Below are 24,002 nucleotides of genomic sequence, written 5' to 3' on the forward strand. Positions count from 1 at the left end.
GGCAAAACACGCTTGATATGTAACCGTCGGTACAGCGCGCATTCATGCAACTGGATCTGCGGTTTTGTGACAGGTCCAGCGCTCCTGACCTGGGGCATTCGGAAAAACCCTACCCCTGCTCTGCAGGCTGTCCGGGACAGTCCGCAGAGACATCACGTCCGTGCAGCTAGGCTGACGCCATGTCGCCCACGCCACTGCCCCGCAGGTTTTACGCACACGATTCGCGCGAGGTTGCGCCGCGCCTGCTCAACAAGGTGCTGGTCAGTGCCGATGGCCGCCGCGGACGCATCACCGAGGTCGAGGCCTATTGCGGCAGCGACGATCCAGCCGCGCATTCGTTCCGTGGCATCACCCCGCGCACTCAGGTGATGTTCGGCCCACCCGGGCATCTGTATGTGTCTCATCTACGGCATGCACTGGGCGATCAATGCGGTGTGTGGCGGCGCCCCCGGCCATGCGGTCCTGATCCGCGCGCTGCAGCCGCTCGCCGGCGTGCGGGCCATGCAGGCAGCACGCGGCGCGGCGACGGCCAAGGCACTGACCACCGGCCCCGGCCGTCTGGCGCAGGCATTCGGCGTCACTGCGGCCGACAACGGACTGGACCTGACCGATGCTGGCGCACGTCTGTGGATCGAAGACGATGGCACCCCGCCGCCGGCAGTTCCGCTTGCGACACCGCGCATCGGCATCCGCAAGGCCGTCGATCAGCCATGGCGCTGGGTGGTGCCCGACAGCGCCTATTTGTCGCGCCCGCTCCCGCGCGCGACCGGCACGTGTGCGGCGCTGCCGGGCGACTGAGCCAGCCATTGCTGCATCGGCGTCGGCTCGGCCGCACCTGGCCCGCGTTGCAGGACGCGCAAGGCTTGCTCGGTGTGTTCGGCGGTGAGGTCCTGCAGCGGTTGGAAGCGATCGGCCGCCCACACCGCCATCGGCAGGCCGTCCAGCGATGCGACGCGATTGCCCGGCACCCGTGCCACGCGCTCGCCAGGCAGGATGCTGCCCAACAGATTGCTGGGGTCGCTTGCGCTCACGCACACCCAGCGTTGTTGCGGAACCTGGGTGCGCACGCGGCGCAGGGCCGCGATCGCATCCGGCAAGGCGAACTGCTCACCAGACAGACCGGCGATGAAACGGCCGCCGCGGATTTCGCCGCGCGCTTCCAGGCGTTGATACATGCGCAGCAATTCGCGCCAGGGCGGCAACCACGCCGCCTCGCGCTCGAGCAAGCGCCAGCACACCACGCCGTAGCGGCGCAGCAACGTGCGCGCAACGTGTTCGAGCATCTCTTGATGCCGTTCGCCGGCTTCGGCCAGCGGCAGCTCGGCAAGCGCACGCACCGGCGCCCATCGCCCGGCATCGCGTATGCCCAGAGCAGTGGCACGACGCCGCTGCCGCGAGAGCGCCGACGGCCGCTTGGAGGCCGGCACCAGCAGCGCGCGCAGCCCGGCATAACTGTCGCAATGGGCACGGCCACGCATCACCAGTTCACTCAGGGCGTCTTCCAGCTCGGTGCTCATCAGGTGCGCGGCATCGGAAATCTCGTCGAAGAACAACGCACCCTGCTGCTGCAAGACCTCCACCACGCGCTGCGCGCGGGACCCCAGCGGCGCGTCGTCGACCGCACGTGCCAGGCCACTCCAGCGCTGCGCGTCGCGTCGCGGCAGCAGCACGATTGGGGTCGCCCGCAACGCGGCGCCGCTGCGTCCACCGCCCGGCCGCAAGCGCGCCCACACGGTGCGTCCGGCGGTGCATAAATCATCCAGCCAGGCGGGTTGATAGTCGCGTACACGCGCCGGCAGCACTTCGCTTTCCCACAGCACGGCCGGCGCTTCGAAGCCTTCCAATTGCCCGACCACGCCAGCCAACGCGTCCGGTCCGGCAACCCGGCTCTCGCTGTCCACATGCTGCCACTCGAACAGAAAGCGCGCGTAATCGCGCTGCGATACCGGCTCGATCTCGCGCCGCAAGCGCCCCAGCGTGTAGCGATGGATGCGTGCCAGCAGATGGCGTTCGCACCATTCTTCCGACGGCGCGTGCGCACTGAATTGGCCGGCCATGACATAGCCCTCGCGCTGCAATGCCAGCAATGCCAGCGCGATCTCGTCTTCGGGCAAGCGCAATGCACTGGCCAAGGCCGGCACCTGCGCCGGGCCAACCGCCGACAAGCGCCCACGCAACAGCTCGCGCACCGCCCTGTCGCGCTCCCAGTCGGCCACGCGGCAGTCGTCCGGTGCCTGCAACGGCGGCTGCGCCGATGCGTGCGGATACAGGCGCATGAACCAATCGATCCGCTCGGCGCTGATCCACAGTGCAGGCGCGCCGTCCATCACCAGGCAACTGGCGCGGCCGTCGGCGGCGAGTGCCGTCAACCACGGCTGCCACTGCGCACCGGCCGTTTCATCGACCGGCAGCACGCCCAGCCCGACCAGGGCCTCGTGCATCTCTTCGGCATCGCGTGGCTGCGGCCAGGCCTCCTCACGCACCGACGCGATGGCCTGTGGGTCCAAGCGCCCCAGGTCGTCGCTGTTCTGCGGAGCGTAACGGCGGCTCTGCACGGCCTGGGTGCGGCGCTCTTCCAGCGGCGCATCGTCCAAAAATGCGTATGGGCGCGCATTCAAGGCTTCGGCCGCCAGCGGCGACGGCGCCGCCAGATCGCGCGCCACCAGGGTGATGGCACCCGATTCCAGCCCACGCAAGACCTGCAACCAGCCTTCGCTGTCCATCGCCTGATGCAGGCAATCGTCCAGCGTTTGCGTCACCAATGGATGATCCGGCACCTCGCGCTCGCCGACCAGGTTTTCCGCACAGGCCACCTGATCCGGGAACACGGTCGCCAACAGGTCTTCGGACTTCATCCGCTGCAGCTGCGGCGCCACCTTGTTGCCACCGGTGAAACGCGGCAGCGCCATCGCATTGGTGGCGTTCCAGCGCCAACGCACGCCGAACAGCGGCGCATCCAGCAGCGCCTGGATCAGCACATGCTCGGCCGACGACGAATACAGATAACGGCCAACCTCTTCCAGCGCAAAACTGTGACTGGTAGACAGCGACAATACGATCGCATCTTCTGTCGCTGCGGCCTGCAATTCAAAATTGAAGGTGCGGCAGAAGCGCTTGCGCAATGCCAGCCCCCAAGCACGATTGATGCGGCTGCCGTAAGGCGAGTGGATCACCAGTTGCGTACCGCCGCTGGCATCGAAGAACCGTTCCATCACCAAACACTGCTGCGTGGGCATGGCGCCCAGCGCCGCGCAGGCATGCGCCAGATAGTCCACCAGTTGCTGCGCCGCTTCTGCGCAGCAGCCCAGCGCGCTGCATAGCCAATCGCGTGCTGCCTGATGCGGTGCGTTGTCGAGTCGGGCTGCGATCTCGCCGCGCAGGCGCGACACCGCTGCGGACAGCTCGTCGCTGCGGCCAGGCGCTTCGCCCAACCAGAACGGGATATTCGGCGGCGCGCCCTTGGCATCTTCCACGCGCACGCGCCCGGCATCCACGCGCAAGATGCGGTAGCTGGCATTGCCGAGCTGAAACACGTCGCCGGTGAGACTTTCGATCGCAAAATCTTCGTTCACCGTGCCAATCTTTTCGGCCTGCGGCTCCAGCACCACGCTGTAATCGCCGGTTTCGGGAATGGTGCCGCCGGAGGTCAGCGCGGTCATGCGCGCACCGCGGCGCGCATGCAGCCGCCGATGCACCGCATCGCGGTGCAGATACCCGGCGCGCGGGCCGAGCCGGGTGCTGAAGCCCTCGCACAGCATGCGTACCACGTTGTCGAAGGTGGCGCGGCTCAACTGAGCGAACGGCCACGCGCGCCGCATCAGCGCAAACAGCGCATCTTCGTCCCAGTCCTCGCAGGCCGCTTCGGCCACGATCTGCTGCGCAAGCACATCCACCGGCGCCAATGGGATACGCAGCGCATCCAGTTCGCCACGTCTGATGCTGTCCAGCAACGCCGCGCATTCCACCAGTTCGTCGCGGGTCTGTGGAAACAGCCGCGCCTTCGGCGTGCCGCCAACCTTGTGACCGGAGCGGCCGGCGCGTTGCAGGAAGGTGGCGATCGAGCGCGGCGAGCCGAGCTGGCACACCAGATCCACATCGCCGATATCCAGGCCCAGCTCCAGCGAAGCGGTGGCCACCAGCACGGTGAGCTCGCCCGCCTTGAGCCGTTGTTCGGCCAGCAGACGCGTCTCGCGCGACAGACTGCCGTGATGGGCGGCAACGCGTTGCTTGCCCAACAGATCGCCCAGATGCCGCGCCGCACGCTCGGCCATGCGCCGCGTGTTGACGAACACCAGTGTGGTGCGATGCTGCTGCGCAAGCGCGGCCACGTCGGCATAGACCTGCAGCCATTGGTCGTTGGACATCACCACGCTCAGCGGTGTGGGCGGCAACGCCAACGCCAGATCGCGCTCACGTGTGTAGCCGATATCGACGATCTCGCAGGGCAGTGGCACGCCGTCTTCGCCAACGCCGACCAGGAACTGCGCGACGGTGTCGATCGGTTTCTGCGTTGCCGACAACCCCACCCGCGTGATCGGCTGCCCGGCCACTCGCTGAAGCCGCTCCAAGCTCAGGCTCAGATGGCTGCCACGTTTGTCCGCCGCCACCGCATGGATTTCATCCACGATCACCGTGCGCACATGCCGCAACGCACTGCGCCCGGATGCCGAGCCCAGCAGCACGTACAACGACTCCGGTGTGGTCACCAGGATATGCGGCGGCACCCGCCGCGCCTGAGCCCGCTCGCGTTGCGGCGTGTCGCCAGTGCGGACCGCCGTGCGCACTGCCACGTCCGGCAGGCCTTCGGCGGCCAGGGCCGCGCGGATGCCCTGCAACGGCGCTTCCAGATTGAGATGGATGTCGTTGGACAGTGCCTTGAGGGGCGACACGTACACCACCCGCGTTTGGTCAGGCAGCGCACCGCCGTTGTCCAGCCCGTCGCGGATCAGCGCATCGATCGCTGCAAAGAACGCGGTCAGCGTCTTGCCCGACCCGGTCGGCGCCGCCACCAGCGTATGCCGCCCTGCCTGGATCGCCGGCCACGCAGCGATCTGCGCCGGCGTGGGCGCAGCAAAGGCCTGCGCGAACCACGCGGCGACCACAGGATGGAAGTGCTGCAGAACAGGATGCATGGGCGATGCCCGACACCACGACGCCAACCGGCCGCCCGGCAATCGGATTCAACTCGACGAGAGTGCAATGGATGGGGGTCGGCAGCAGCCCACACAAGCCGGATGCGGCGTTGGCAGTGAACGATTTAGAGCGAACTAGACAAGACTACGCCGCGACCATTGGACGGATACAGCCGCCAGGCGGACACGCTCGGTGCCCGAAATCCTGTTTACCACGCTTGCACGCTGGTGCCCGTGTACCGTCCACGTCCGCTTCGTGGTGGCTCGCTACGTTGTGCTGGCCGCTCTTGGTGCGCGCAAGCAAGGCTAAAGCGCAAGCACCGAACGGGCGCGGCCGGTGCCCGGACTCTTGTGCATCGCGCTTGCACTCTGGTGCCCGTGTACCCGTCCGCGTCCGCTTCTCAGCGGGTCGCTACGTTCTGATAGCAGCTCCTGGTGCGGTATGGCTGGGGCCGGACTGCGGGGTGCGGGGTGCGGAAGTTGGAGCACCGCCGGTTGCTTGGCGATGATCGCGTCGCTGACGCAACGTTGCGGGCCGAGCGGACGATTGTCGATCGGCCGCAAGCCGTGGCACATTGACGGCATGCCCAGCCTCATCCTCTTCATGATTGCCGGTGCCGCGCTGTTCGCGTTCTGGAACTCGTCGCGGGCCGCCGCCGAACGCGCCGATATCCTCGGCCGCAATGCCTGCCGTGCTGCTGATGTGCAGTGGCTGGATCAGAGCGTGCACTCCACCAATCTGCGCATCTGCAGGATGCCCAATGGATGGCTGGGTTTCGAGCGCACGTTCCGTTTCGAATATTCCTACGATGGCGCAGATCGCCACAGCGGCAAGCTGGTGCTGCGCGGCGATCAATTGATTGCGTTCACCGGGCCGCAGGTCGCGACGGTGCGTGCGCTGCACCCGGAGCAAGAGCGGCTGGAATGAGCGGGCCGCGTTGGCATCCGCGTCTGGCAACTGTTACCGATGTCTGTCTGTGCCGGATGCCGGCCTGGAGCGGCTGAAAGACGCAGCGAGCAACCGTCAGCTCGGCGTGGATTGCGCTCAGAACTGCAGCGTTTGCGTGGCAGATGCCACACCGAGCGCCGGCCACCACCCGCTTGGAGGTAAGCGCACGCTCTTAGTCGCAACTGTCGTCGTGCGTTGCCCTTGGCTCACTCCATCAGTCGACGAATGGCAGCCCTCCAGCCAGATCCGGCGACCGGAGCTACCGCGCCACCCGGCACCGGCTCGTATCCGTTCCCCCTGCCGCTCAACCAGCGCAGCTGCTGCTTACCCTCGCGACGCAGCTGTGCCTGTGCGAACAGGCACAGCGGATGCTGCATGTCGGCCCGCTTCAACAGCCGCGACTTTCCATCCACCTCGATGCTGAGAAAGTGCGCTTCATCGGGCGTATCGACATAGCTGCGCGCCACAAGACAGCGCGCGCCTTGCGTGAAGCGATAGAGGTCGTACTCGTAGTGGTAATCGACTGCGCCGGACGCATCCGGCTCACTGCAATCGACATGACGCGCGCGCTCCACCTGCACGGGAACGTCGCCGCCGGTCACCTTGCGCGCGTTACTTGACCACGCGCAGGTGCGGGCGCTTACCACCGCTGGGCGGCTCATCCGGCGTCGGCGCGCTCGGCGGCGGTGCACCGGGATCCGGCGGCTCGCTGCTGGTACCGGGGATGTCGTCCGGCAATGCCATGCCCTGCCCGGTTTCGCGCGCATAGACCGCCAACACGGCCGCCATCGGCACCATCACCGGATAGCTGACGCCACCAAAGCGTGCGGTAAAACTCACGCTCTCGTTGTCGACCTGCAGCCCGACCACGGCGCGCTCGGCGATGTTCAACACAACGCGGCCATCTTTGACAGCACTGGCCGGCACTTGCACGCCGGGCAGTCCTGCATCCACCAAAACGTGCGGCGTCATGCCGTTGTCGTTGATCCATTCGACCAAGGCCCGCAACAGGTACGGGCGATGGCTGGTCATGCGGGGGAAATCTTCGCTCATGACGTCATTTTACCCGGACATGGCCCGCAACGGCGGCGACGCGCGCGCAAGTCGGTCTGTTGGCATACAGCCGTCGCATCAGCCCGGCAAATCACGCAGCTTTTTTTCCTGATCGGTGAGGCTGCGAATGAAACCAGGATTGCGGAAGATCCGGTTGCCGTAGTCCTCGATCGCCTTGCCATCCTTGGGCAGGCCGATCTCCAATGCATCCAGTCGCCAGATGATCGGCGCCATCGCGCAATCGGCCAGACTCATTTCCGGATTGAGGAAGAACTTGCTGGCCTTGAACAACGGCACCGAGGCGGTGAGCAGTTCTTTCAGCCGCTTGCGGCCGGCTTCGGCCTGGGTCTTGTTGCCGAGCTGGATCGCCTGCACCTGCGGCACCCAGTCGTGTTCGATACGCAACATCGCAAGACGCAGGCGCGCGCGCGATAGCGGGTCGACCGGCATCAGCGGCGGATGCGGATAGCGCTCGTCCAGATATTCGCTGACCACCGATGCGGCATACAGCACCAGGTCGCGCTCGACCAGCGTCGGCACCGAATGATAGGGATTGAGATCGATCAGATCTTCGGGAGGATTTTGCGGGTCGACCGGCACCAGGTCGTAGGTCACCCCTTTCGCCGCCAGGACCAGACGGACCCGGTGGCACAACACGTCGTCGTTGGACGAAAACAAAGTCAAGGTATTCCGCATACGCACACTCGTCGCCATTCAAGGCTCTCCGACGACCGGAATCCGCCGGCCGCATCGGCGCGGCCGGCCCAACGCCGACCGTCACCACGGTCCTTCGAGTGTGCAATCACGTCACGCAAAAGCCAAGAGTGATAGGCCTTATTAATGCACAGGTAACGGATGACGTTGCGGAGTTGTCAGGTATGGCCGACGCTTTGCGCCGTTTTGACTGGATATCGCGCTGCGGCAGTACGATCAGGACGACTGGCCGGCCATGCATGGCGTGCTCTCCGCCCCCTCACCCCAACCCCTCCCCACGGGGAGAGGGGCTTGAGCATGCAGGCCAGTGTCTGCGCCTGGCATCCGCTGCTTGGTGCCTGGCTTGGTACGTATTTGAGGCGTGCCGTTGGTGCAGACATTGATCGGAGATCACGCCCCGATCAATGCACGTCCTTCAAGTCTCAATGCACATCCTTCCAGTATTCCTTCTTCAGCAGATACGCGATGAAGGTGAGAAACGCCAGAAACAGGATCACCCACACGCCCATGCTCTGCCGCTTCAATACGGCCGGTTCGCCTGCATACTCGAGGAAGTTGGCGATATCGCGCACGGTCTGGTCGAACTCCACCGGCGTCTGACGTCCCGGCTGCCCGAGTTTCAGCGCCTCCACCGGTTTGTCGCCGGTGGCCTTGTCGGGCGGGCCGAATTGCGCCTGCTGCAGGCCTTGCAGTTCCCATAGCGGATTGGGCATGGACGCGTTCGGGAACAACTGGTTGTTCCAGCCCAACGGGCGGGTCTGATCCAGATAGAACGACTTGAGGTAGGTGTACACCCAGTCGGTGCCGCGCACGCGCGCGATCAAGGTCAGATCCGGCGGCGCCTTGCCGAACCACTTGGTCGCCGCATCGTGCGGCATGGTGCCTTCGATGTGCTCACCGACCTTGGCCCCGGTGAAGTTGAGGTTGGCCATGACCTCGGCTTCGCTCAATCCCAGGTCGCTGGCCATGCGCGAATAGCGCAGGTACTTCAACGAATGGCAGCCGGAGCAGTAGTTCATGAACAATTGCGCGCCGCGTTGCAGCGATGCGCGGTCGCCCAGATCGTTGCCGGCCTGCTGTACTTTCCCGCCTTCGGCCGCCATCGCGCCTGCAGCCAGCGTCAGCCCGCAAAGCACTGCCGCCACGCGCGACTTCCATGACATCACGATGCGCTTAGTCATGGGTCGTCACCCGCTCTGGTACCGGCTTGGTCCTGTCCAGCCGCGTCCACACCGGCATGGTGATGAAAAAGGCGAAGTACAGGAAGGTCAGCACGCGTCCCACATAGGTTTCGTGCGCATCGGTGCCGGGGCCGGAGCCGATCACGCCCAGCCACACGAAGCACACCACCAGCACGCCCAGCGCCGCCTTTGAGATCCAGCCGCGATAGCGCACCGAGCGCACCTTGGCGCGATCCAGCCACGGCACCAGAAACAGGATGGCGATCGCCGAGAACATCACCAGCACGCCGCCGAGCTTGTTGGGCACCACGCGCAACATCGCGTAGTACGGCGTGTAGTACCAGACCGGCTTGATGTGCTCCGGCGTTACCAGCCGATTGGCCTCGGTGAAGTTATCGTGCTCCAGAAACAGGCCGCCGAACGCAGGGGCGAAGAAGATGATGAAGGCAGCAATGAGCAGCAAAAAGCCGACGCCAACTAGGTCTTTCACCGTGTAATACGGGTGGAACGGGATGCCGTCGGCGGGCTTGTGCGCATCCCAGCGGTTGCCCTTCGGCCCCTTCTTGATATCCACGCCGTCGGGGTTGTTGGAGCCCACTTCGTGCAGCGCGCCGATGTGCAGCACGATCAGCAGCAACAGCACCAGCGGCAGTGCGATCACGTGCAGCGCGAAGAAGCGGTTGAGGGTGGCATCGCCAGGCAGGTAATCGCCCATGATCCACTCCGTCAGCCCGTTGCCGATCACCGGGATGGCGCCGAACAACGAGATGATGACCTTCGCCCCCCAGAACGACATCTGGCCCCACGGCAATACGTAGCCCATGAAGGCTTCGGCCATCAGCACCAGGTAGATCAGCATGCCCAGAATCCACACCAGCTCGCGCGGCTTCTGGTAGCTGCCGTACATCAACCCGCGGAACATGTGCAGATACACCACGATGAAGAACAGCGAGGCGCCGGTGCTGTGCATGTAGCGGATCAGCCAGCCCCACTCCACGTCGCGCATGATGTATTCGACCGACGCGAACGCATCGGCGGCGCTGGTCTTGTAGTGCATCGTCAGGAAGATGCCGGTGACGATCTGATTCACCAGCACCACGATGGCCAGCGACCCGAAGTAGTACCAGAGGTTGAAGTTCTTCGGCGCGTAGTACTCGCTGATGTGCTTGCGGTACGTGGGCATCAGCCCGGGCGCGCGTTCGTTGACCCACTCGAACACGCCGTTGGCGGTACGAACCAGAATATTGCTCATCAGGCAGCCCCCGTGCTTTTGGCCGACGTACCGGCACCATCCGGATCGACGCCGATCACCAGGGTGTTGTCGTCCACATAGTGATGCGGGGGCACCAGCAGATTGATCGGTGCGGGCACGCCATCGAAGACGCGGCCGGACATGTCGAAGCGCGATTTGTGGCACGGGCAGAAATAGCCGCCCTTCCACTGCGGGTCGTAGGGCTCGGGCCGGATCTCGGCCACCATTTCCGGTGAGCACCCCAGATGCGTGCACAGCCCGACCAGCACCGAGATATCGGACTTGATCGAGCGGTACTCGGGATTCTTCAGCACGTACTCGGGCTGTTGGTCCTTGTTCTCGGACTTGGGATCCTTGAGCCGGTCGTCCAACGACGGCAATGCATCGAGCATCGCCTTGGAGCGCTTGACGATCCAGATCGGCTGACCGCGCCATTCCAGGACCAGCCGTTGCCCTTCCTGCAAGGCGCTGATGTCGGCGGTCACCGGTGCACCGGCCAGTTTGGCGCGTGCACTGGGATTCCACGACTTCACGAACGGAACTGCAACAAATCCTGCTCCGACCGCACCGACCACGGTCGTCGTCGCGGTCAAAAACCGGCGACGCCCGATATCAGCAGGTGCGTTAACCCCATCGTTGGCCATCCGGCTCTCCGATCTTGATTAGGTAGCGTGAGGCTGCCAACGGCTGGCGGGGGGTCCAGCCGCGATGAGTCGACCGCAGTGTAGCGGAACGCTTAATGCACAGACAATGCAATGTACGCAGTCGGGCATGTGCGATGCAATGGCCGACGTGCGCGGTCGCCTCAGGTGATGCGGGCCAAGCGCGATGCCCCATGCAATGGCTGTGACGCAGTGCGCGCAGACAGCGTATCGGTGCGCGGGCGCGATGCCGCAGCGATGGCATCGCTACGCAGGTGCAGCATTGGCGGCCATGCGAACGACAAGGACTCATGGCGTGACCGCCTCGGCGCTGCCTGCATCTGCAAGCGCTGGGGCGCAGCACGTTGCTCAGTTGGCAGTTGCGCTCTGACCGCGATAACGGCCGGCCAGCAGGCCGACACGCTGCACGTAGCGCTGGGTCTCGCTGTAGGGCGGCACGCCACCGTAGCGATCCACGGCACCTTCGCCGGCGTTGTAGCCAGCGGCCGCTAGCGTGAGGTCGCCATTGAAGCGCTTCAGCAACCACGAAAGATATTGCACGCCACCGCGAATATTTTGCGATGCGTCATACGCATCGTTGACGCCGAAGCGGCGGGCGGTGCCCGGCATCAACTGCATCAATCCCTGCGCGCCGGCGCGACTGAGCGCCAACGGGTTATAGGCCGACTCGGCATGGATGATGGCCCGCACGATCGCTTCTTCGACCCCGAACTCGCGCGCCGCCGACGCGATCTCCTGCTGATAGGCCGCAGTGTTGAGCCGGATTGCGCCGAAGTTGACGCCCGGCTTGGCGCCGCAAGCGTAACAGGTCTCGATGAAGCTGTAGTGGATGGTGCGCAGCCCTTCGACGCTGGCCACCTGGCGCGGACGTGCGCTGGTGTAATGGCGCACGCCGTCCTTCATATACGAATAGACCTGTCCGCTGACCACCCGACGCGGGTTGACCGCAGCGGCCGGCACGGCGGCGGGCATGATCGATGTCGCACGCTCTGCCATCGGCAATGCACGCGGCGCGGCCACAGCGGCCTCGGCAGTGCGGCGTGGTGGCGGGCTGATGATGGTGGCGGGTGCACCGCTGTCGAGATTGGCGGCGGAACGGGCCGACGCATTGGACACTGCCGACGCTGGATACACAGGTGAAGATGGCAGGCGGCGTGCCGAACGATCCGGGGTATAGCTGCTGATGACGCTACAGGTGGCGCCGCTCTGGCGCTTGCTCAGGTAGCTGGTGATGCCATCGCCGCTGACGCATTTGTACAGCGTGCCGGCGCTGACCGGCGCAGCCGACAACGTGACAAGCAACAGCCCCAGCAATCTTGACATCCCCTTCATGCGGCGGAGTGTCACAGCTTGCCTCGGGCTTGCCAAGAGGCTGCAAGTCTCAGGCCGACGGCCGGTGCAGCCGCGTCCGCAAGGCGTCCAGCGCATCGAGCAGCGGTTGCCGCAGGGTGTCCGGCGTAATCGCCTCGAACGGCAGCTCCAGCAACAGCAGATTGGCCGCAAGCGCCGGCATGCTCGGCGCGCCCAGCCCAAGCCAGCAATGGCCTGCCCCGTCTGCCTCCAGCGCGCCCAGCCAGGGTGGAACCTGCGCGGCCAACACCTCCAGCGTGCCGGGCAGGCGCACCCGCGCCCGACACGGAAACGGCGCTTCGCCGATGGCTGTGCGCAGCAACTGCAGCGGCTCCTCCGGCAGCGCACGCGCGGCGAACCGGGCCCCGGTCATGACCGCCAGATCGATACGATCTGCGCGCAGCGTGCGCCAATCCTGGCGTTCGCAATCCCAGGCCAGCAGGTACCAACGCCGGCCGTAGTTGACCAGCAGCGCCGGCTCGACGCAGCGGGTGATGGCCACGCCGGAGTGACGTCGATAGTCCAGCCGCAGCGTGATGCGGTCGCGGCAGGCGCCGGCAAGCTGCGCCAGTAAGGCCGCGTCCACCCGGGTGCCCGCCTCGGCAATCGGCATGCTCGCCATGGCGGCGTGTGCGGCGCTGGCGCGTTGACCGCTCCGGCGTGGCAGCAGCGGGTCCAGCTTCGCCAGCACGCGGGCGGCGGCCGCATCCATGCCGGCGATGGCCGGGGCGGCTGCGCGCAGGGCGATCGCCACGGTCAGCGCTGCTTCTTCTTCGAACAGCAGCGGCAGGGCGGCCGCGCCCTGCCCCAGCCGGTAACCGCCGCCGGATCCCGGCGCCGCATGCACCGGATAGCCAAGCGCGCGCAGTCGCTCGATATCGCGCCGCAGGCTGCGCGGGTGCACCTCCAGGCGCTCGGCCAGTGCAGCGCCCGGCCAGCTGCGGCCACCTTGCAGCAAGGAAAGCAGTCGCAACAGACGGGCAGCGGTCGAGGCCATGGCGAGACGGTATTGCGGACAGAAACTGTCCGCAAGGGCCCCTTAGGATCGTCATACCAGCAATCACCCCGCACTCAACCACTCAACAACCGATCTCAAGGAGCCCGCCATGTCCGCCGACCGCCATATCACCCTGTTCCACAATCCCCGCTCACGCTCACGCGGTGTCCTGGTGCTGCTGGAAGAGCTGGGCGCCAGCTACAGCCTGCAGATCATCGATCTGGAAAAGGAGCAGCAGCTTGCGCCGGAGTTCCTCGCGATCAACCCGATGGGCAAGATCCCGACGATCGTGCACGGCGACAGCGTGGTCACCGAACAAGGCGCCATCTATCAGTACCTGGCCGAGCTCTACCCGGAAGCCGGCCTGTCGCCTGCGCCGGGCGATGCCGACCGCGGTGCCTACCTGCGCTGGTTGGCGTTCTATGGCGCGGCATTCGAACCGGCAATCGTCGACCTTGCGCTCAAGCGCTCGCCCCCACCGCGCTCGCTCTCGCCCTATGCCGACTCCGACACCGTCCTGAACGTGGTCTATGCACAGCTGGCGCAAGGCGACTACCTACTGGGCACGCGCTGCAGCGCAGCCGACGTGCTATGGGCGGCGCATTGGCATGGATGGTGCAGTTCGGCATGATCGACCCGCCGGCCCCGACCCACACCTACATCGCACGGATGGCCGAGCGCCCGGCAGTCGCGCGCGCAGCCGGCGTCGACGCGCAGGCAGCAAGCTAGGAGCGCAAGCGCTGCCGTGAGCGGGTAAACTGCGCGGCTATCTCTTACCCGCCTGGAATAAGCGCCATGCCCGGGACACCCGATTCCGATCTGTCCGCGGCCACCGCCGTGGACGCCCCCGCCCTGCTGCCGTTGCCGGTCGCCCACCCGGCGGCGCCTGCCGTGGTACGCGGCAAGCTGTACATCAAGACCCACGGTTGCCAGATGAACGAGTACGACTCGGCCAAGATGGCCGACGTTCTCGCGGCCTCCGAAGGGCTGGAGCTGACCGACAACCCCGAAGACGCCGACGTGGTGCTGGTCAACACCTGTTCCATCCGCGAAAAGGCGCAGGAAAAGGTGTTCAGCCAATTGGGCCGCTGGCGCTTGCTCAAGGAAAGCCGCGCCAAGGCCGGCGGCACGCCGGTGATCATCGGCGTGGGCGGTTGCGTGGCCTCGCAGGAAGGCGAAGCCATCGTCAAGCGCGCGCCGTATGTGGATCTGGTGTTCGGGCCGCAGACCCTGCATCGCCTGCCGGAACTGATCCGTGCACGGCGCCAGTCCGGCAAGTCGCAAGTGGACATCAGCTTCCCGGAAATCGAGAAGTTCGATCGCCTGCCCGAACCGCGCGCCGATGGTCCGTCGGCATTCGTATCGATCATGGAAGGTTGCTCCAAGTACTGCTCGTTCTGCGTGGTGCCTTACACGCGCGGCGAAGAAGTCAGCCGCCCGTTCGAGGACGTGCTGGTGGAAGTGGCGCAACTGGCGGCGCAAGGCGTGCGCGAGATCAACCTGCTCGGCCAGAACGTCAACGCGTATCGCGGCGCTTGTGGCGCCGATGCCGGCGAGGCGGCGCAGTACGCCGATCTGGGCCTGTTGATCCGCACCATCGCGCAGATCGAGGGCATTGGCCGCATCCGCTTCACCACCTCGCATCCGCTGGAATTTTCCGATTCGCTGGTGGATGCGTATCGCGACGTGCCGCAGCTGGCCAACTATCTGCATCTGCCGGTGCAGGCAGGCAGCGACCGCATTCTGTCGGCGATGAAGCGCGGCTACACCGCGCTGGAATTCAAATCCAAGATCCGCAAGTTGCGCGCGGTGCGCCCGGATATTTCGATCAGCTCGGACTTCATCGTCGGTTTTCCCGGCGAGACCGAAGCGGATTTCGAAAAGACCATGAAGTTGATCGAAGACGTCGGCTTCGATCAGAGCTTTTCGTTCGTGTATTCGCGTCGCCCCGGCACGCCGGCCGCAGACCTGGAAGACGACACGCCCGATGCGGTCAAGCAGGCGCGTCTGGCCCGCTTGCAGGCGCATATCAGCGCGCATGCGGCGACTATCTCGCAGTCCATGGTCGGCAGCGTGCAACGGGTGCTGGTGGAAGGCCCGTCGCGTCGCGATCCGAACGAACTGACCGGCAAGAGCGAGAACATGCGCCCGGTGAATTTCCCCGGCAATCCGCGTCTGATCGGGCAGTTTGTGGATGTGTTGATCACCGAGGCGATGAGCAATTCGCTGCGTGGTCGCATCCACCTGGACGACAGCACCAGCTGACACGCGCGCCGCATCTGTGCGGCGTTGCGTTGAGAGCAGCTAACAAAACGATTGTGCTCGCCGCCAGGCGTGCACGGCCGGCGCTCGATGCGGCATGTGCCACTCGTACATTCCGGTTCTTGCGCACTTACCTGACGACTGCTCGCTACATCTTGTCAGCCGCTCTGAGGATGACCGCGGCAGATGCACGTCGCGCGTACGTTGCACGCGTCATGCCGTGTGGGCGATCAACGATTGAACGTTCTACGCACGCTGCTCGGAGCATTGCGTACCAGCGCGTGCGCTGTGCTGTGTTGCGCGCATGCTGGTGTGGGTTACCCCTGTCTTTACGGCAGCGCGGCGCACTCACCGCTTAGCTGCTTGTGTTGGCCGCGCGCGATGCACGGCCGCGCCGCCGCCCACGCATCCGATGCTGGGCGACGCAGCGGCTGTATCACGGCAAGCAGCAGTGTGCAGCGTCTGCGGCAGTGATCAAAAATTCACCACACCGCCGCAACACCTTGCAGCACAAGGGATGGTGCCACTTACCCACAGGCTTTGCCGAATTCGATCCACACCGCGTGTGGACAACCCTGCGCGCACTGGCGATTTTTTCACCACATGCCGTCCAAGCCTTATACCAGTAAGGCTGACGCAATCTATCCACAGGTTAGTGATGCGTGACTCCACAGCGCTTGTGGAAAAGCCGCCCGCGCGCGTATTGGCCATGCCACGACGCCCGGCGTGTTGGTGGGATCACATCCTGCGCGCTACCCTCGTCTGCCACCCTACCGACGCCCCGCGCGCGCTGTCCGATCCGACCATGAACTCACCTGCCTACCGCGATTTCACCCTGGAACCCGACGACACCGAGCGCCTGGCCAATCTGGCCGGCCCGTTCGACGCGCACCTGCGCCAGATCGAGCTCAAGCTTGGCGTGGAGATCGCCAACCGCGGCAATATCTTCCGTATCACCGGCCCGGAACCGGCGATCACCGCCGCGCAGACGTTGTTGACCGCGCTGTACGACGAAGCCGCCTCCACCACCTTCGATAACCATGCGATCCACCTGCGCTTGAACGATGCCAACGTCGAGCATGTGGCCGAACGTGCTTACCAGGCACAGGACGTGGCGATCAAGGTCAAGCGCGGCACCGTGCGCGGCCGTGGTGCCAACCAGGCCAAGTACCTGCACGCGATCACTACCCACGACATCAATTTCGGTATCGGCCCGGCCGGCACCGGCAAGACCTTCCTGGCAGTGGCCAGCGCGGTGGAGGCGCTGAACGAATCGCGCGTGCAACGGCTGATCCTGGTGCGCCCGGCAGTGGAAGCCGGCGAAAAGCTGGGGTTCCTGCCAGGCGACCTCAGCCAGAAGGTAGACCCGTACCTGCGCCCACTGTACGACGCGTTGTACGAAATGCTGGGCGTGGAAAAGGTGATCAAGCTGCTGGAACGCAACGTGATCGAAATCGCACCGCTGGCCTATATGCGCGGCCGCACGCTCAACGATGCGTATGTGATCCTGGACGAGGCGCAGAACACCACCATCGAACAGATGAAGATGTTCCTGACCCGCCTGGGCTTCGGCTCCACCGCTGTGGTCACCGGCGACCTGACCCAGATCGACCTACCCAAGCATGTCAAATCCGGCCTGCGCGATGCGATCGAGGTGCTGCACGAGGTCGACGGGGTCAGCTTCACCTTCTTCGAGGCGCGCGACGTGGTGAGGCATCCGTTGGTGGCACGTATCGTCAATGCCTACGAAAAGCGCGACAGCATCGACAAAGAGACAGGTCCGGCTGCATGAGCCGGCGTCTCATCAGGGTGGCGCTGGCCGCCCTGCTTGGCATTGCATGTAGCCCTAGCGGTTCGGCACAGCCACCAGAGGCTGAGGCGAACACGCAACAGCGCATCGCCCTCAATCAGACCGTCACCCTGCCATGCCTGTCGATCGCGCTCGAAGAAGGCACCATCGTTCTCCCCGAATCGGAACTCCAGCGCGCTGCAGCGTTCCGGCGCAGCTTTGCCAGCGTCCCCAGAGGCAGTGAGCGACAGCGGCTGGCCTGGATCGCCGGCGACCGGGCGCAGGCGCTATTGGCGGCAGCCGGCGACACCCAAGACCGATTCGGCTGCGCCGCAGTGGACGCTGCGCAGGCGTCTGGCGACGGCATGTACCTGGTGGGAGACCTGCTCGAACGCGGGCAAGCTGCGGTGTGGACGCGCGCGCCGAGTGGCTTCGCACCTGCGATCACCGTCCAACATACCGACCCGCAATGCCAGGAGGGTCCGCATGGCTGGATCTTGTATCGCATCGCCGATGGTGGACCGTTACTGATGGAGGTGACCGAATGTGTCCGATGAGGCCTACGCCGGCCTCGTTGCCAGAGGTCGCGGTGAAGCGTCACACGCGCGATACTGTCGACTCCTTTCAGCTGCCCACATCAGACGTGCCCCCATGACCAAAGGCCCCGTCCGCCTCGACGTTGCCGTCAGTTACGCGCTACCGCGCGCCGGCCTGCCGTCGGCGGTGAGTTTTCGCAAGTGGGTGGCTGCGGCGCTGAAGGGCCGCATCCGCGAGGCCGACCTGGCGGTGCGTGTGGTCGACGAGAAGGAAGGCTGCTCGCTCAATCATCATTACCGCGGCAAGGACTACGCCACCAACGTGCTGAGCTTTCCGGCCGAGCTGCCCGAAGGCCTGCCCAAAGGCATCAAGATGCCGCTGCTCGGCGATCTGGTGATCTGCGCGCCGGTGGTGGCACGCGAAGCGGCCGAGCAAGGCAAATCGCTGGCGTCGCATTACGCGCATCTGACCGTGCATGGCACCTTGCATCTGCTGGGCTGGGACCACGAAGACGACAAGGAAGCCGATGCGATGGAGCAACTGGAGCGCGAAATCCTGGCCGATCTGGGCATCGACGATCCGTATGCGGGGGAGCGCTGATGCGCGCGTCGTTCGCCTTGACCTGCCTGCTGCTGAACCCCTCGACGGTGCTGGCACAGAGCGCACCGGTGCGCCCGGACCTGCCGGCATTGATCGAGTGCCGGCAGCGTATCGGCGATTTCACCGCGCTGGCGCCGGTGCTGGCCGACCCGCTCAAGGCAGTGGCGTTGGGCTGGACGCCGCTGGATCAGTCCAACCTGTTCATGACCGAATACACGCTCAATACGCCAATCAGCGTGTTCGGCCACAGCACCACGCATATCGCATTTTCCGGCGCCAGCATCATGGCGATCCTGGACCTGCCCGACCCGCGCCCGCTGGCCAAGCAACTGGACCTGGAACTGGGCGTGGATAACGCCGAAAAGGTCATGTACGGCCGCGAGCTGGTCAGCGAAGACACCACCAACCCGAAGACCGGCGAGGCGATGATCGAGTCGGTGGTGCTCAGTGTGACCAACGTCAAATCGCACCCCGGCAAGACCGTGGTCGGCTGCGGCTACAGCCTGGACCTGCCCTGACACCCCGGCGCCGGGCAGCGGATCCACAGCGCCCTGCCGGCTTCCTGCTAGACTGCAACCTATCGCCTGGTTTGCCGGGTGCCCTTCCCCGTCATGATGTCCGAAGACGACAGTAGCCACACCTCAGAAACCCCCGAAAAACGCCGCAGCTGGCTCGAACGCCTGAGCGCGGCCTTCTCTGGCGAACCCCATACCCGCGACGAACTGGTCGCGTTGCTGCGGACCGCCGAACAAGACGGTCTCATCGCCGCAGACACCTTGCGCATGATGGAAGGCGCGATCTCCGTGTCCGAGCTCACCGTGGGCGACGTGATGATTTCGCGCTCGCAAATGGTCTCGCTGCCGGTGGAAGCGCGCTTCATCGACCTGATGAAGCAAGTGGTCGAATCCGGCCATTCGCGCTTCCCGGTGCATGGCGAAAACAAGGACGAAGTGCTCGGCATCCTGCTGGCCAAGGACCTGTTGCGCGGCGTAGTCGCCGACAACGGGCCCGGCAACGTGCGCGAGCTGTTGCGCCCGGCGGTGCTGATCCCCGAGTCCAAGAAGCTCAACGTGCTGCTCAAGGAATTCCGCCTGTCGCGTAACCACATGGCGATCGTGGTGGACGAGTACGGCGGCGTCGCCGGGCTGGTCACCATCGAGGACGTGCTGGAGCAGATCGTCGGCCAGATCGACGACGAGCACGACGACGCCGAAGAAGAAAATTCGCTGATCGCGATCCAGGCCGATGGCCGCTACGTGGTCGATGCGCTGACGCCGATCGAGGACTTCAACGAACGCTTCGGCGCCGAATTTCCGGACGACGAGTACGACACCGTGGGTGGCTTGGTGACCGATGCGATCGGGCACCTGCCGGAAACCGGCGAAGAGCTGACCTTGGGCCGGTTTGCGTTCCGCGTGGCCAAGGCCGACGCGCGCCGTGTGCACGCCTTCCACGTCACCATCCTGCCGCCCGACCCGCAGGACGACGCTTGAACCTCGCACGCCGTCACGCCACGGTGCGATGCGGCCGTGGTGGTTGGCAATGGGTTGCGTCCTGGGCGCTGCTCCTGCTGACGCTGCTGGTGGCGCCGCTTGCGTCGGCCCAGATGACGCAGGCTGCTGCTCCGAGCAGCACACCGCCACCGCGCATAGGCGTAGTCACCATGCAACCGGGCGAAGTGTTCTTCGAACGCTTCGGGCATGACGCCATCGTGGTGGTCGACCCGCTGACCCAGCAGGCGACCTCGTACAACTTCGGCTTCTTCGACCCGAGCGAGCCGGACTTCGTGCCGCGCTTCACCCGCGGCGAAATGATGTATTACCTGGTGGCGTTGCCGCTGGCAGAAGATCTGTCGCAATACCGCAACGTTGGCCGCGGCGTCAGCGTGCAGTGGCTGGATCTGCCGCCGGAGCAGGCGCGCGCGCTTGCCGATGGCCTGGCGGTCCGCAGCCGGCCGGAAAACGCCCGCTATCACTACGATTATTTCGAAGCCAACTGCGCCACCATGGTGCGCGACACCCTGGACCGTGCGATGGGCGGCGCGCTCAAGTCGCAACTGGCCGGCCGCTCGCGCGGCAATACCTTCCGCAGCGAAGCGGTGCGCCTGGCCTCCCCTGCCCCGTGGATGTGGCTGGGCTTCGACCTGGGGCTGGGGCCGTATGCAGATCGCCCGTTGTCGCGCTGGGAAGAAGCCTTCGTGCCGATGCGGCTGGCCGACAGCCTGACCCAGGTGCACAACAGCGCCGGCCGCCCGTTGGTGCAAGCCACGCAGGTGCTGCTGCCGCATCGCATCGCGCCGGAACCTGCCGAACAGCAACGCCATTGGTGGCCGTGGTTGCTGGTCGGCCTGGCGCTTGCCGCCGGCGTGCTGGCACTGCGCCGCAAACCGCGCTTACTGGCCGGCCTTGCGCTGCCATTGTGGTTGCTATGCGCCATTGGCGGCGGCCTGCTGGTGTATCTGTGGGGCTTTACCGCCCATCAATCCGCGTGGGCCAATCGCAATCTGTTGCTGGTCAATCCGCTGTGCGTGGTGCTGTTGATCGGCGGCCTGCAGGTGCTGCGTGGTCGCCGGCCCGGACGCTGGTTCGCTGGGCTGCGCTGGGTGGTGGCCGCGGGAGCGTTGCTGGCCCTGGTCATTCACTGGCTTTCGTTCCAGGCGCAGGACAACCTGCAGTGGGTGATGCTGCTGTTGCCGATCCATGTCGCGCTCGCGATCGCGCTGCAACCGCGCGACTTGTCGCTGCGCACGCGCTGATCCAGGATGCGCGCATGAACAATCACGGTCGCCATCCAGACAACCCGTCCTGCGTCATCACCTGCGCCTACTACGACGACGAAGGCACGCGGCACGATATCAGCCTGGAGCAGATCAGCGATGTGCTGCAGCGCCCGGACGGCTTCGTCTGGGTTGGCCTGTACGAGCCGCAGGAATCGGTGCTGCACAAGTTGCGGGACGAGTTCGGCCTGCACGATCTGGCCATCGAAGACGCGCTCAAGGCGCATCAACGCCCCAAGGCCGAGAGCTACGGCAATTCGTTGTTTGTGGTGGTCAACACAGCGCAACTGGTCAACGAGCGCATCCGCTACGGCGAAACCCACGCGTTCCTGGGCAGGCGCTTTCTGTTGACGGTACGCCATGGCGCCTCGTTGTCGTATGCGCCGGTGCGTCATCGCGTCGAACGTGACCCGGCGATGCTGCGCAAGGGCGCTTCGTTCTGTCTGTACGGCGTGCTGGACTTTGTGGTCGACAACTATCTGCCGATCATGGACGAGTTCCGCGACACGCTGGAAGGCCTGGAAAAAGACATCTTCGCCGAAAATTACAAGCGCGAAACCGTGGTGCGCTTGTATGAACTCAAGCGCGAACTCAACAAGATGCGCCTGGTGGTCGCCCCGTTGCAGGACGTGCTCTCGCATCTCAAACGCAATCCGGGCGCGTTGATCCATGACGAGGTCGGCATCTACTTGCGCGACGTACTCGATCACGCCGTGCGCATCAACGACGCCATCGACACCTTGCGCGAGATGCTGGGCACCGCCTTGAGCGTCAACCTGTCGATGGTGACGCTGGCGCAGGGCGAAACCGTCAAGCGCCTGGGCGCCTGGGCCGCCCTGCTCGCCGCACCGACCCTGATCACCAGTTGGTACGGCATGAACTTCAGCCACATGCCCGAACTCGACAAACCCTACGCCTACCCCTTGCTGGTGGGCGGCGTGGTGGCCTCGTGCCTGGTGCTGTATCGCCTGTTCAAGCGCGCGCGGTGGCTGTAGGGCGGGGATTGGGGAGTGGCGATTCGGGATTGGTTGGAGCGGGTTGGCTGGTTGCTGATCGAGCTTGAGTGATGGTTGAGTTTGATCGCTGTTGCGTTTGATCGTTTGATCAAGATTGTTTGATGGGCGGTGGTTTCTGTTGGCGCGCGCTAGCCAAATACCTGCTGATGCGTACCCTCATCCGCCCTTCGGGCACCTTCTCCCGATGGGAGAAGGGAAACGCCTTGGCCTTTGCGAATCCCCACTCCCGAATCCCCGCTCTCAAGCCACATAGATCGTCTTGATATTCATGAACTCGTGGATGCCGTGTTCGGCGAGTTCGCGGCCAAAGCCTGAGCGCTTGATGCCGCCAAACGGCAGCCGCACATCGCTCTTGACCACCGAATTGACGAAGGCGGCGCCGCACTGCAGTTGCTGCGCCACGCGCTCGCCGCGTTTGGCGTCTGCGGTCCACACGCTGCCGCCCAGGCCGAAAGTGGTGTCGTTGGCCACACGTACCGCTTCGGCCTCGTCGGCCACACGAATGATCGAAGCCACCGGGCCGAAGAATTCTTCGTCGTAGGCAGGCATGCCGGGGGCGACCTGGTCGAGGATCGTGGCCGGGTAGCCGGCATGCGAGCCCGGCACCGGTGCGCCGCCCAGCAATACCTTGGCGCCCTTCTCCACGCTGGCCTGCACCTGCTTGTGCAATTCGTCGCGCAAATCGGCGCGCGCCATCGGTGCGAGCGTGGTGCGTTCCTGCTGCGGGTCGCCGACCACGCGCTTGGAGGCGGCGGCGACGAAGCGTTCGATGAACTGGTCGGCGATGGCATCGACCACAATGAAGCGCTTGGCAGCGATGCAGGTCTGCCCGCTATTGTCGAAGCGCGACTGCACGGCCGCTTGCACGGTGTGTTCAAGGTCGGCGTCTTCCAGCACCACAAAAGCGTCGCTGCCGCCCAGTTCCATCACGCATTTCTTCAGCTGATCGCCGGCGTTGGCGGCCAGCGAGCGGCCGGCACGTTCGCTGCCGGTCAGCGTGACTGCCGCGATGCGGTCATCGCGCAGTACATCGGCGGCCTGGTCGTTGTCGATATGCAGCACGTCGAAGACACCCGGCGGAATGCCGGCGGCATCGAGCACCTGCTTCATCGCATCGGCGCAACGCGGCACGTTGCTGGCGTGCTTGAGCAGCGCCACATTGCCGGCCATCAGGCCCGGCGCAAGAAAGCGAAACGCCTGCCACAGCGGGAAATTCCACGGCATCACCGCAAACACGCAGCCCAGCGGTTCATAGCGCACATAGCTGGACTGCGCCTCGGTTGGAATCTCCCGCGGCGCCAGGTACTCGGCAGCGTGGTCGGCGTAATACGCGCAGGCCTGCGCGCACTTGTCGACCTCGGCCAGCGCCTCGCGGCGCAGCTTGCCCATTTCGGCGGTCATGATGCGCTGCAGGTCCTCGCGCCGCGTGGTCAGCTCTTCGCCGACCCGGCGCAGCAAGGCGCTGCGCTCGGCCAAAGGCAGCGCTGCCCACTGCGCAAACGCCTTGGCGGACGCAGCCAGACGCGCCTCGATGGCGGCAGCGTCCAGCGTCTGCTGGGTATGTTCGACCTGGCCGTTGGCCGGGTTGACGGTGTCGTAGGACATGGCGGTCTCCAGTTGCAAGGCGCCCAATGCTAGTCGCCGGGAAGTTGCAGCCGCGTCACAACCGCTGCAAACCGCTGCAACGCTGTGTTTACCCGCACCGCGACGCAGTGCCGCACCTTGATCGCAC

19 protein-coding genes, 1 other RNA gene and 2 pseudogenes are annotated in these 24,002 nt (G+C 65.2%); 12 read left to right on the forward strand and 10 right to left on the reverse strand.

Going from position 1 to position 24,002, the window contains the following annotated elements; genetic code table 11:
* Positions 1–179: 179 nt before the first annotated feature.
* Positions 180–798 (forward strand): annotated as a pseudogene (locus XdyCFBP7245_RS05290) (DNA-3-methyladenine glycosylase).
* On the opposite strand, the gene XdyCFBP7245_RS05295 reads toward XdyCFBP7245_RS05290, so the two are convergent.
* Positions 738–5,132 (reverse strand): DEAD/DEAH box helicase, encoded by a 4,395-nt coding sequence (locus XdyCFBP7245_RS05295; protein ID WP_104614706.1) that lies wholly within the window; start codon positions 5,130–5,132, stop codon positions 738–740. The pseudogene XdyCFBP7245_RS05290 and the gene XdyCFBP7245_RS05295 overlap by 61 nt on opposite strands.
* A 547-nt stretch (positions 5,133–5,679) precedes the next feature.
* On the opposite strand from XdyCFBP7245_RS05295, the gene XdyCFBP7245_RS05300 reads away from it, so the two are divergent.
* The gene (locus XdyCFBP7245_RS05300) at positions 5,680–6,060 is read left to right on the forward strand and encodes a DUF3301 domain-containing protein (protein WP_170068532.1); all 381 of its coding nucleotides are present in this window, start codon (positions 5,680–5,682) and stop codon (positions 6,058–6,060) included.
* A gap of 227 nt (positions 6,061–6,287) precedes the next feature.
* Here the strand turns inward: XdyCFBP7245_RS05300 and XdyCFBP7245_RS05305 are convergent, their stop codons facing one another.
* The 8 genes from XdyCFBP7245_RS05305 to XdyCFBP7245_RS05340 form a co-directional block, all read right to left on the reverse strand.
* Positions 6,288–6,662, reverse strand: coding sequence for a hypothetical protein (locus XdyCFBP7245_RS05305; RefSeq protein ID WP_104614740.1), 375 nt, complete (start codon positions 6,660–6,662; stop codon positions 6,288–6,290).
* Positions 6,663–6,693: 31 nt separating this feature from the next.
* Entirely contained in the window at positions 6,694–7,134 is a 441-nt protein-coding gene (locus tag XdyCFBP7245_RS05310; protein ID WP_104614707.1) for a ClpXP protease specificity-enhancing factor, read from the reverse strand.
* A 78-nt stretch (positions 7,135–7,212) separates the two neighbouring features.
* Positions 7,213–7,848 (reverse strand): glutathione S-transferase N-terminal domain-containing protein, encoded by a 636-nt coding sequence (locus XdyCFBP7245_RS05315; protein ID WP_024939278.1) that lies wholly within the window; start codon positions 7,846–7,848, stop codon positions 7,213–7,215.
* 422 nt (positions 7,849–8,270) lie between these two features.
* Positions 8,271–9,029 (reverse strand): cytochrome c1, encoded by a 759-nt coding sequence (locus tag XdyCFBP7245_RS05320; protein ID WP_170068527.1) that lies wholly within the window; start codon positions 9,027–9,029, stop codon positions 8,271–8,273.
* Positions 9,022–10,281 carry a cytochrome b gene (locus XdyCFBP7245_RS05325; RefSeq protein ID WP_104614708.1) on the reverse strand — a complete coding sequence of 420 codons (1,260 nt, stop codon included), beginning with the start codon at positions 10,279–10,281 and terminating at the stop codon, positions 9,022–9,024. Before XdyCFBP7245_RS05325 ends, XdyCFBP7245_RS05320 begins: the two co-directional genes overlap by 8 nt.
* Entirely contained in the window at positions 10,281–10,925 is a 645-nt protein-coding gene (gene petA, locus XdyCFBP7245_RS05330) for a ubiquinol-cytochrome c reductase iron-sulfur subunit (protein WP_104614709.1), read from the reverse strand. Before petA ends, XdyCFBP7245_RS05325 begins: the two co-directional genes overlap by 1 nt.
* Before the next feature lie 366 nt (positions 10,926–11,291).
* Positions 11,292–12,275, reverse strand: a complete 984-nt coding sequence (locus tag XdyCFBP7245_RS05335) for a lytic transglycosylase domain-containing protein (RefSeq protein ID WP_104614710.1) — start codon at positions 12,273–12,275, stop codon at positions 11,292–11,294.
* A 49-nt stretch (positions 12,276–12,324) separates the two neighbouring features.
* Complete coding sequence (locus XdyCFBP7245_RS05340) at positions 12,325–13,290, reverse strand: helix-turn-helix transcriptional regulator (protein WP_104614711.1); 966 nt, start codon at positions 13,288–13,290, stop codon at positions 12,325–12,327.
* Between the two features lie 109 nt (positions 13,291–13,399).
* Between XdyCFBP7245_RS05340 and XdyCFBP7245_RS05345 the strand changes: the two are divergent.
* The 10 genes and pseudogenes from XdyCFBP7245_RS05345 (at position 13,400) to XdyCFBP7245_RS05390 (ending at position 22,249) form a co-directional block, all read left to right on the forward strand.
* Positions 13,400–14,019: pseudogene (locus XdyCFBP7245_RS05345) on the forward strand (glutathione S-transferase family protein).
* A 66-nt stretch (positions 14,020–14,085) separates the two neighbouring features.
* Positions 14,086–15,555, forward strand: a complete 1,470-nt coding sequence (gene miaB / locus XdyCFBP7245_RS05350) for a tRNA (N6-isopentenyl adenosine(37)-C2)-methylthiotransferase MiaB (RefSeq protein ID WP_104614712.1) — start codon at positions 14,086–14,088, stop codon at positions 15,553–15,555.
* Positions 15,556–15,649: 94 nt separating this feature from the next.
* Positions 15,650–15,716: non-coding RNA, sX9 sRNA (locus tag XdyCFBP7245_RS05355), on the forward strand.
* Positions 15,717–16,357: 641 nt separating this feature from the next.
* Positions 16,358–17,344 (forward strand): PhoH family protein, encoded by a 987-nt coding sequence (locus XdyCFBP7245_RS05360; RefSeq protein WP_104614713.1) that lies wholly within the window; start codon positions 16,358–16,360, stop codon positions 17,342–17,344.
* Positions 17,341–17,898, forward strand: coding sequence for a hypothetical protein (locus XdyCFBP7245_RS05365; RefSeq protein WP_104614714.1), 558 nt, complete (start codon positions 17,341–17,343; stop codon positions 17,896–17,898). The genes XdyCFBP7245_RS05360 and XdyCFBP7245_RS05365 overlap by 4 nt, the downstream gene beginning before the upstream one ends.
* Positions 17,899–17,992: 94 nt before the next feature.
* Positions 17,993–18,478, forward strand: a complete 486-nt coding sequence (ybeY, locus tag XdyCFBP7245_RS05370) for an rRNA maturation RNase YbeY (protein ID WP_055851860.1) — start codon at positions 17,993–17,995, stop codon at positions 18,476–18,478.
* Complete coding sequence (locus XdyCFBP7245_RS05375; RefSeq protein ID WP_104614715.1) at positions 18,478–18,996, forward strand: hypothetical protein; 519 nt, start codon at positions 18,478–18,480, stop codon at positions 18,994–18,996. The genes ybeY and XdyCFBP7245_RS05375 overlap by 1 nt, the downstream gene beginning before the upstream one ends.
* A 96-nt stretch (positions 18,997–19,092) precedes the next feature.
* Positions 19,093–19,971 (forward strand): CorC family transporter, encoded by an 879-nt coding sequence (locus XdyCFBP7245_RS05380; RefSeq protein ID WP_104614742.1) that lies wholly within the window; start codon positions 19,093–19,095, stop codon positions 19,969–19,971.
* A complete protein-coding gene (locus tag XdyCFBP7245_RS05385) occupies positions 19,968–21,233 on the forward strand; it encodes a lipoprotein N-acyltransferase Lnb domain-containing protein (RefSeq protein ID WP_170068528.1) in 1,266 nt (421 codons plus the stop codon). Before XdyCFBP7245_RS05380 ends, XdyCFBP7245_RS05385 begins: the two co-directional genes overlap by 4 nt.
* Before the next feature lie 14 nt (positions 21,234–21,247).
* Positions 21,248–22,249: a magnesium and cobalt transport protein CorA gene (locus tag XdyCFBP7245_RS05390; protein WP_104614716.1), complete on the forward strand. Its 1,002-nt coding sequence runs from the start codon at positions 21,248–21,250 to the stop codon at positions 22,247–22,249.
* 261 nt (positions 22,250–22,510) lie between these two features.
* Here the strand turns inward: XdyCFBP7245_RS05390 and XdyCFBP7245_RS05395 are convergent, their stop codons facing one another.
* Entirely contained in the window at positions 22,511–23,875 is a 1,365-nt protein-coding gene (locus XdyCFBP7245_RS05395) for an NAD-dependent succinate-semialdehyde dehydrogenase (protein ID WP_104614744.1), read from the reverse strand.
* Positions 23,876–24,002: the final 127 nt, after the last annotated feature.

This window comes from Xanthomonas dyei (assembly GCF_002939865.1).
Lineage (GTDB): Bacteria > Pseudomonadota > Gammaproteobacteria > Xanthomonadales > Xanthomonadaceae > Xanthomonas > Xanthomonas dyei.

Coding starts and splice junctions, on each gene's coding strand:
- XdyCFBP7245_RS05295 (WP_104614706.1), bottom strand. CDS start 5,132: ATGCATCCTGTTCTGCAGCACTTCCATCCTGTGGTCGCCGCGTGGTTC.
- XdyCFBP7245_RS05310 (WP_104614707.1), bottom strand. CDS start 7,134: ATGAGCGAAGATTTCCCCCGCATGACCAGCCATCGCCCGTACCTGTTG.
- XdyCFBP7245_RS05315 (WP_024939278.1), bottom strand. CDS start 7,848: ATGGCGACGAGTGTGCGTATGCGGAATACCTTGACTTTGTTTTCGTCC.
- XdyCFBP7245_RS05320 (WP_170068527.1), bottom strand. CDS start 9,029: ATGACTAAGCGCATCGTGATGTCATGGAAGTCGCGCGTGGCGGCAGTG.
- XdyCFBP7245_RS05325 (WP_104614708.1), bottom strand. CDS start 10,281: ATGAGCAATATTCTGGTTCGTACCGCCAACGGCGTGTTCGAGTGGGTC.
- petA (WP_104614709.1), bottom strand. CDS start 10,925: ATGGCCAACGATGGGGTTAACGCACCTGCTGATATCGGGCGTCGCCGG.
- XdyCFBP7245_RS05335 (WP_104614710.1), bottom strand. CDS start 12,275: ATGAAGGGGATGTCAAGATTGCTGGGGCTGTTGCTTGTCACGTTGTCG.
- XdyCFBP7245_RS05340 (WP_104614711.1), bottom strand. CDS start 13,290: ATGGCCTCGACCGCTGCCCGTCTGTTGCGACTGCTTTCCTTGCTGCAA.
- miaB (WP_104614712.1), top strand. CDS start 14,086: ATGCCCGGGACACCCGATTCCGATCTGTCCGCGGCCACCGCCGTGGAC.
- XdyCFBP7245_RS05360 (WP_104614713.1), top strand. CDS start 16,358: ATGAACTCACCTGCCTACCGCGATTTCACCCTGGAACCCGACGACACC.
- XdyCFBP7245_RS05365 (WP_104614714.1), top strand. CDS start 17,341: ATGAGCCGGCGTCTCATCAGGGTGGCGCTGGCCGCCCTGCTTGGCATT.
- ybeY (WP_055851860.1), top strand. CDS start 17,993: ATGACCAAAGGCCCCGTCCGCCTCGACGTTGCCGTCAGTTACGCGCTA.
- XdyCFBP7245_RS05375 (WP_104614715.1), top strand. CDS start 18,478: ATGCGCGCGTCGTTCGCCTTGACCTGCCTGCTGCTGAACCCCTCGACG.
- XdyCFBP7245_RS05380 (WP_104614742.1), top strand. CDS start 19,093: ATGTCCGAAGACGACAGTAGCCACACCTCAGAAACCCCCGAAAAACGC.
- XdyCFBP7245_RS05390 (WP_104614716.1), top strand. CDS start 21,248: ATGAACAATCACGGTCGCCATCCAGACAACCCGTCCTGCGTCATCACC.
- XdyCFBP7245_RS05395 (WP_104614744.1), bottom strand. CDS start 23,875: ATGTCCTACGACACCGTCAACCCGGCCAACGGCCAGGTCGAACATACC.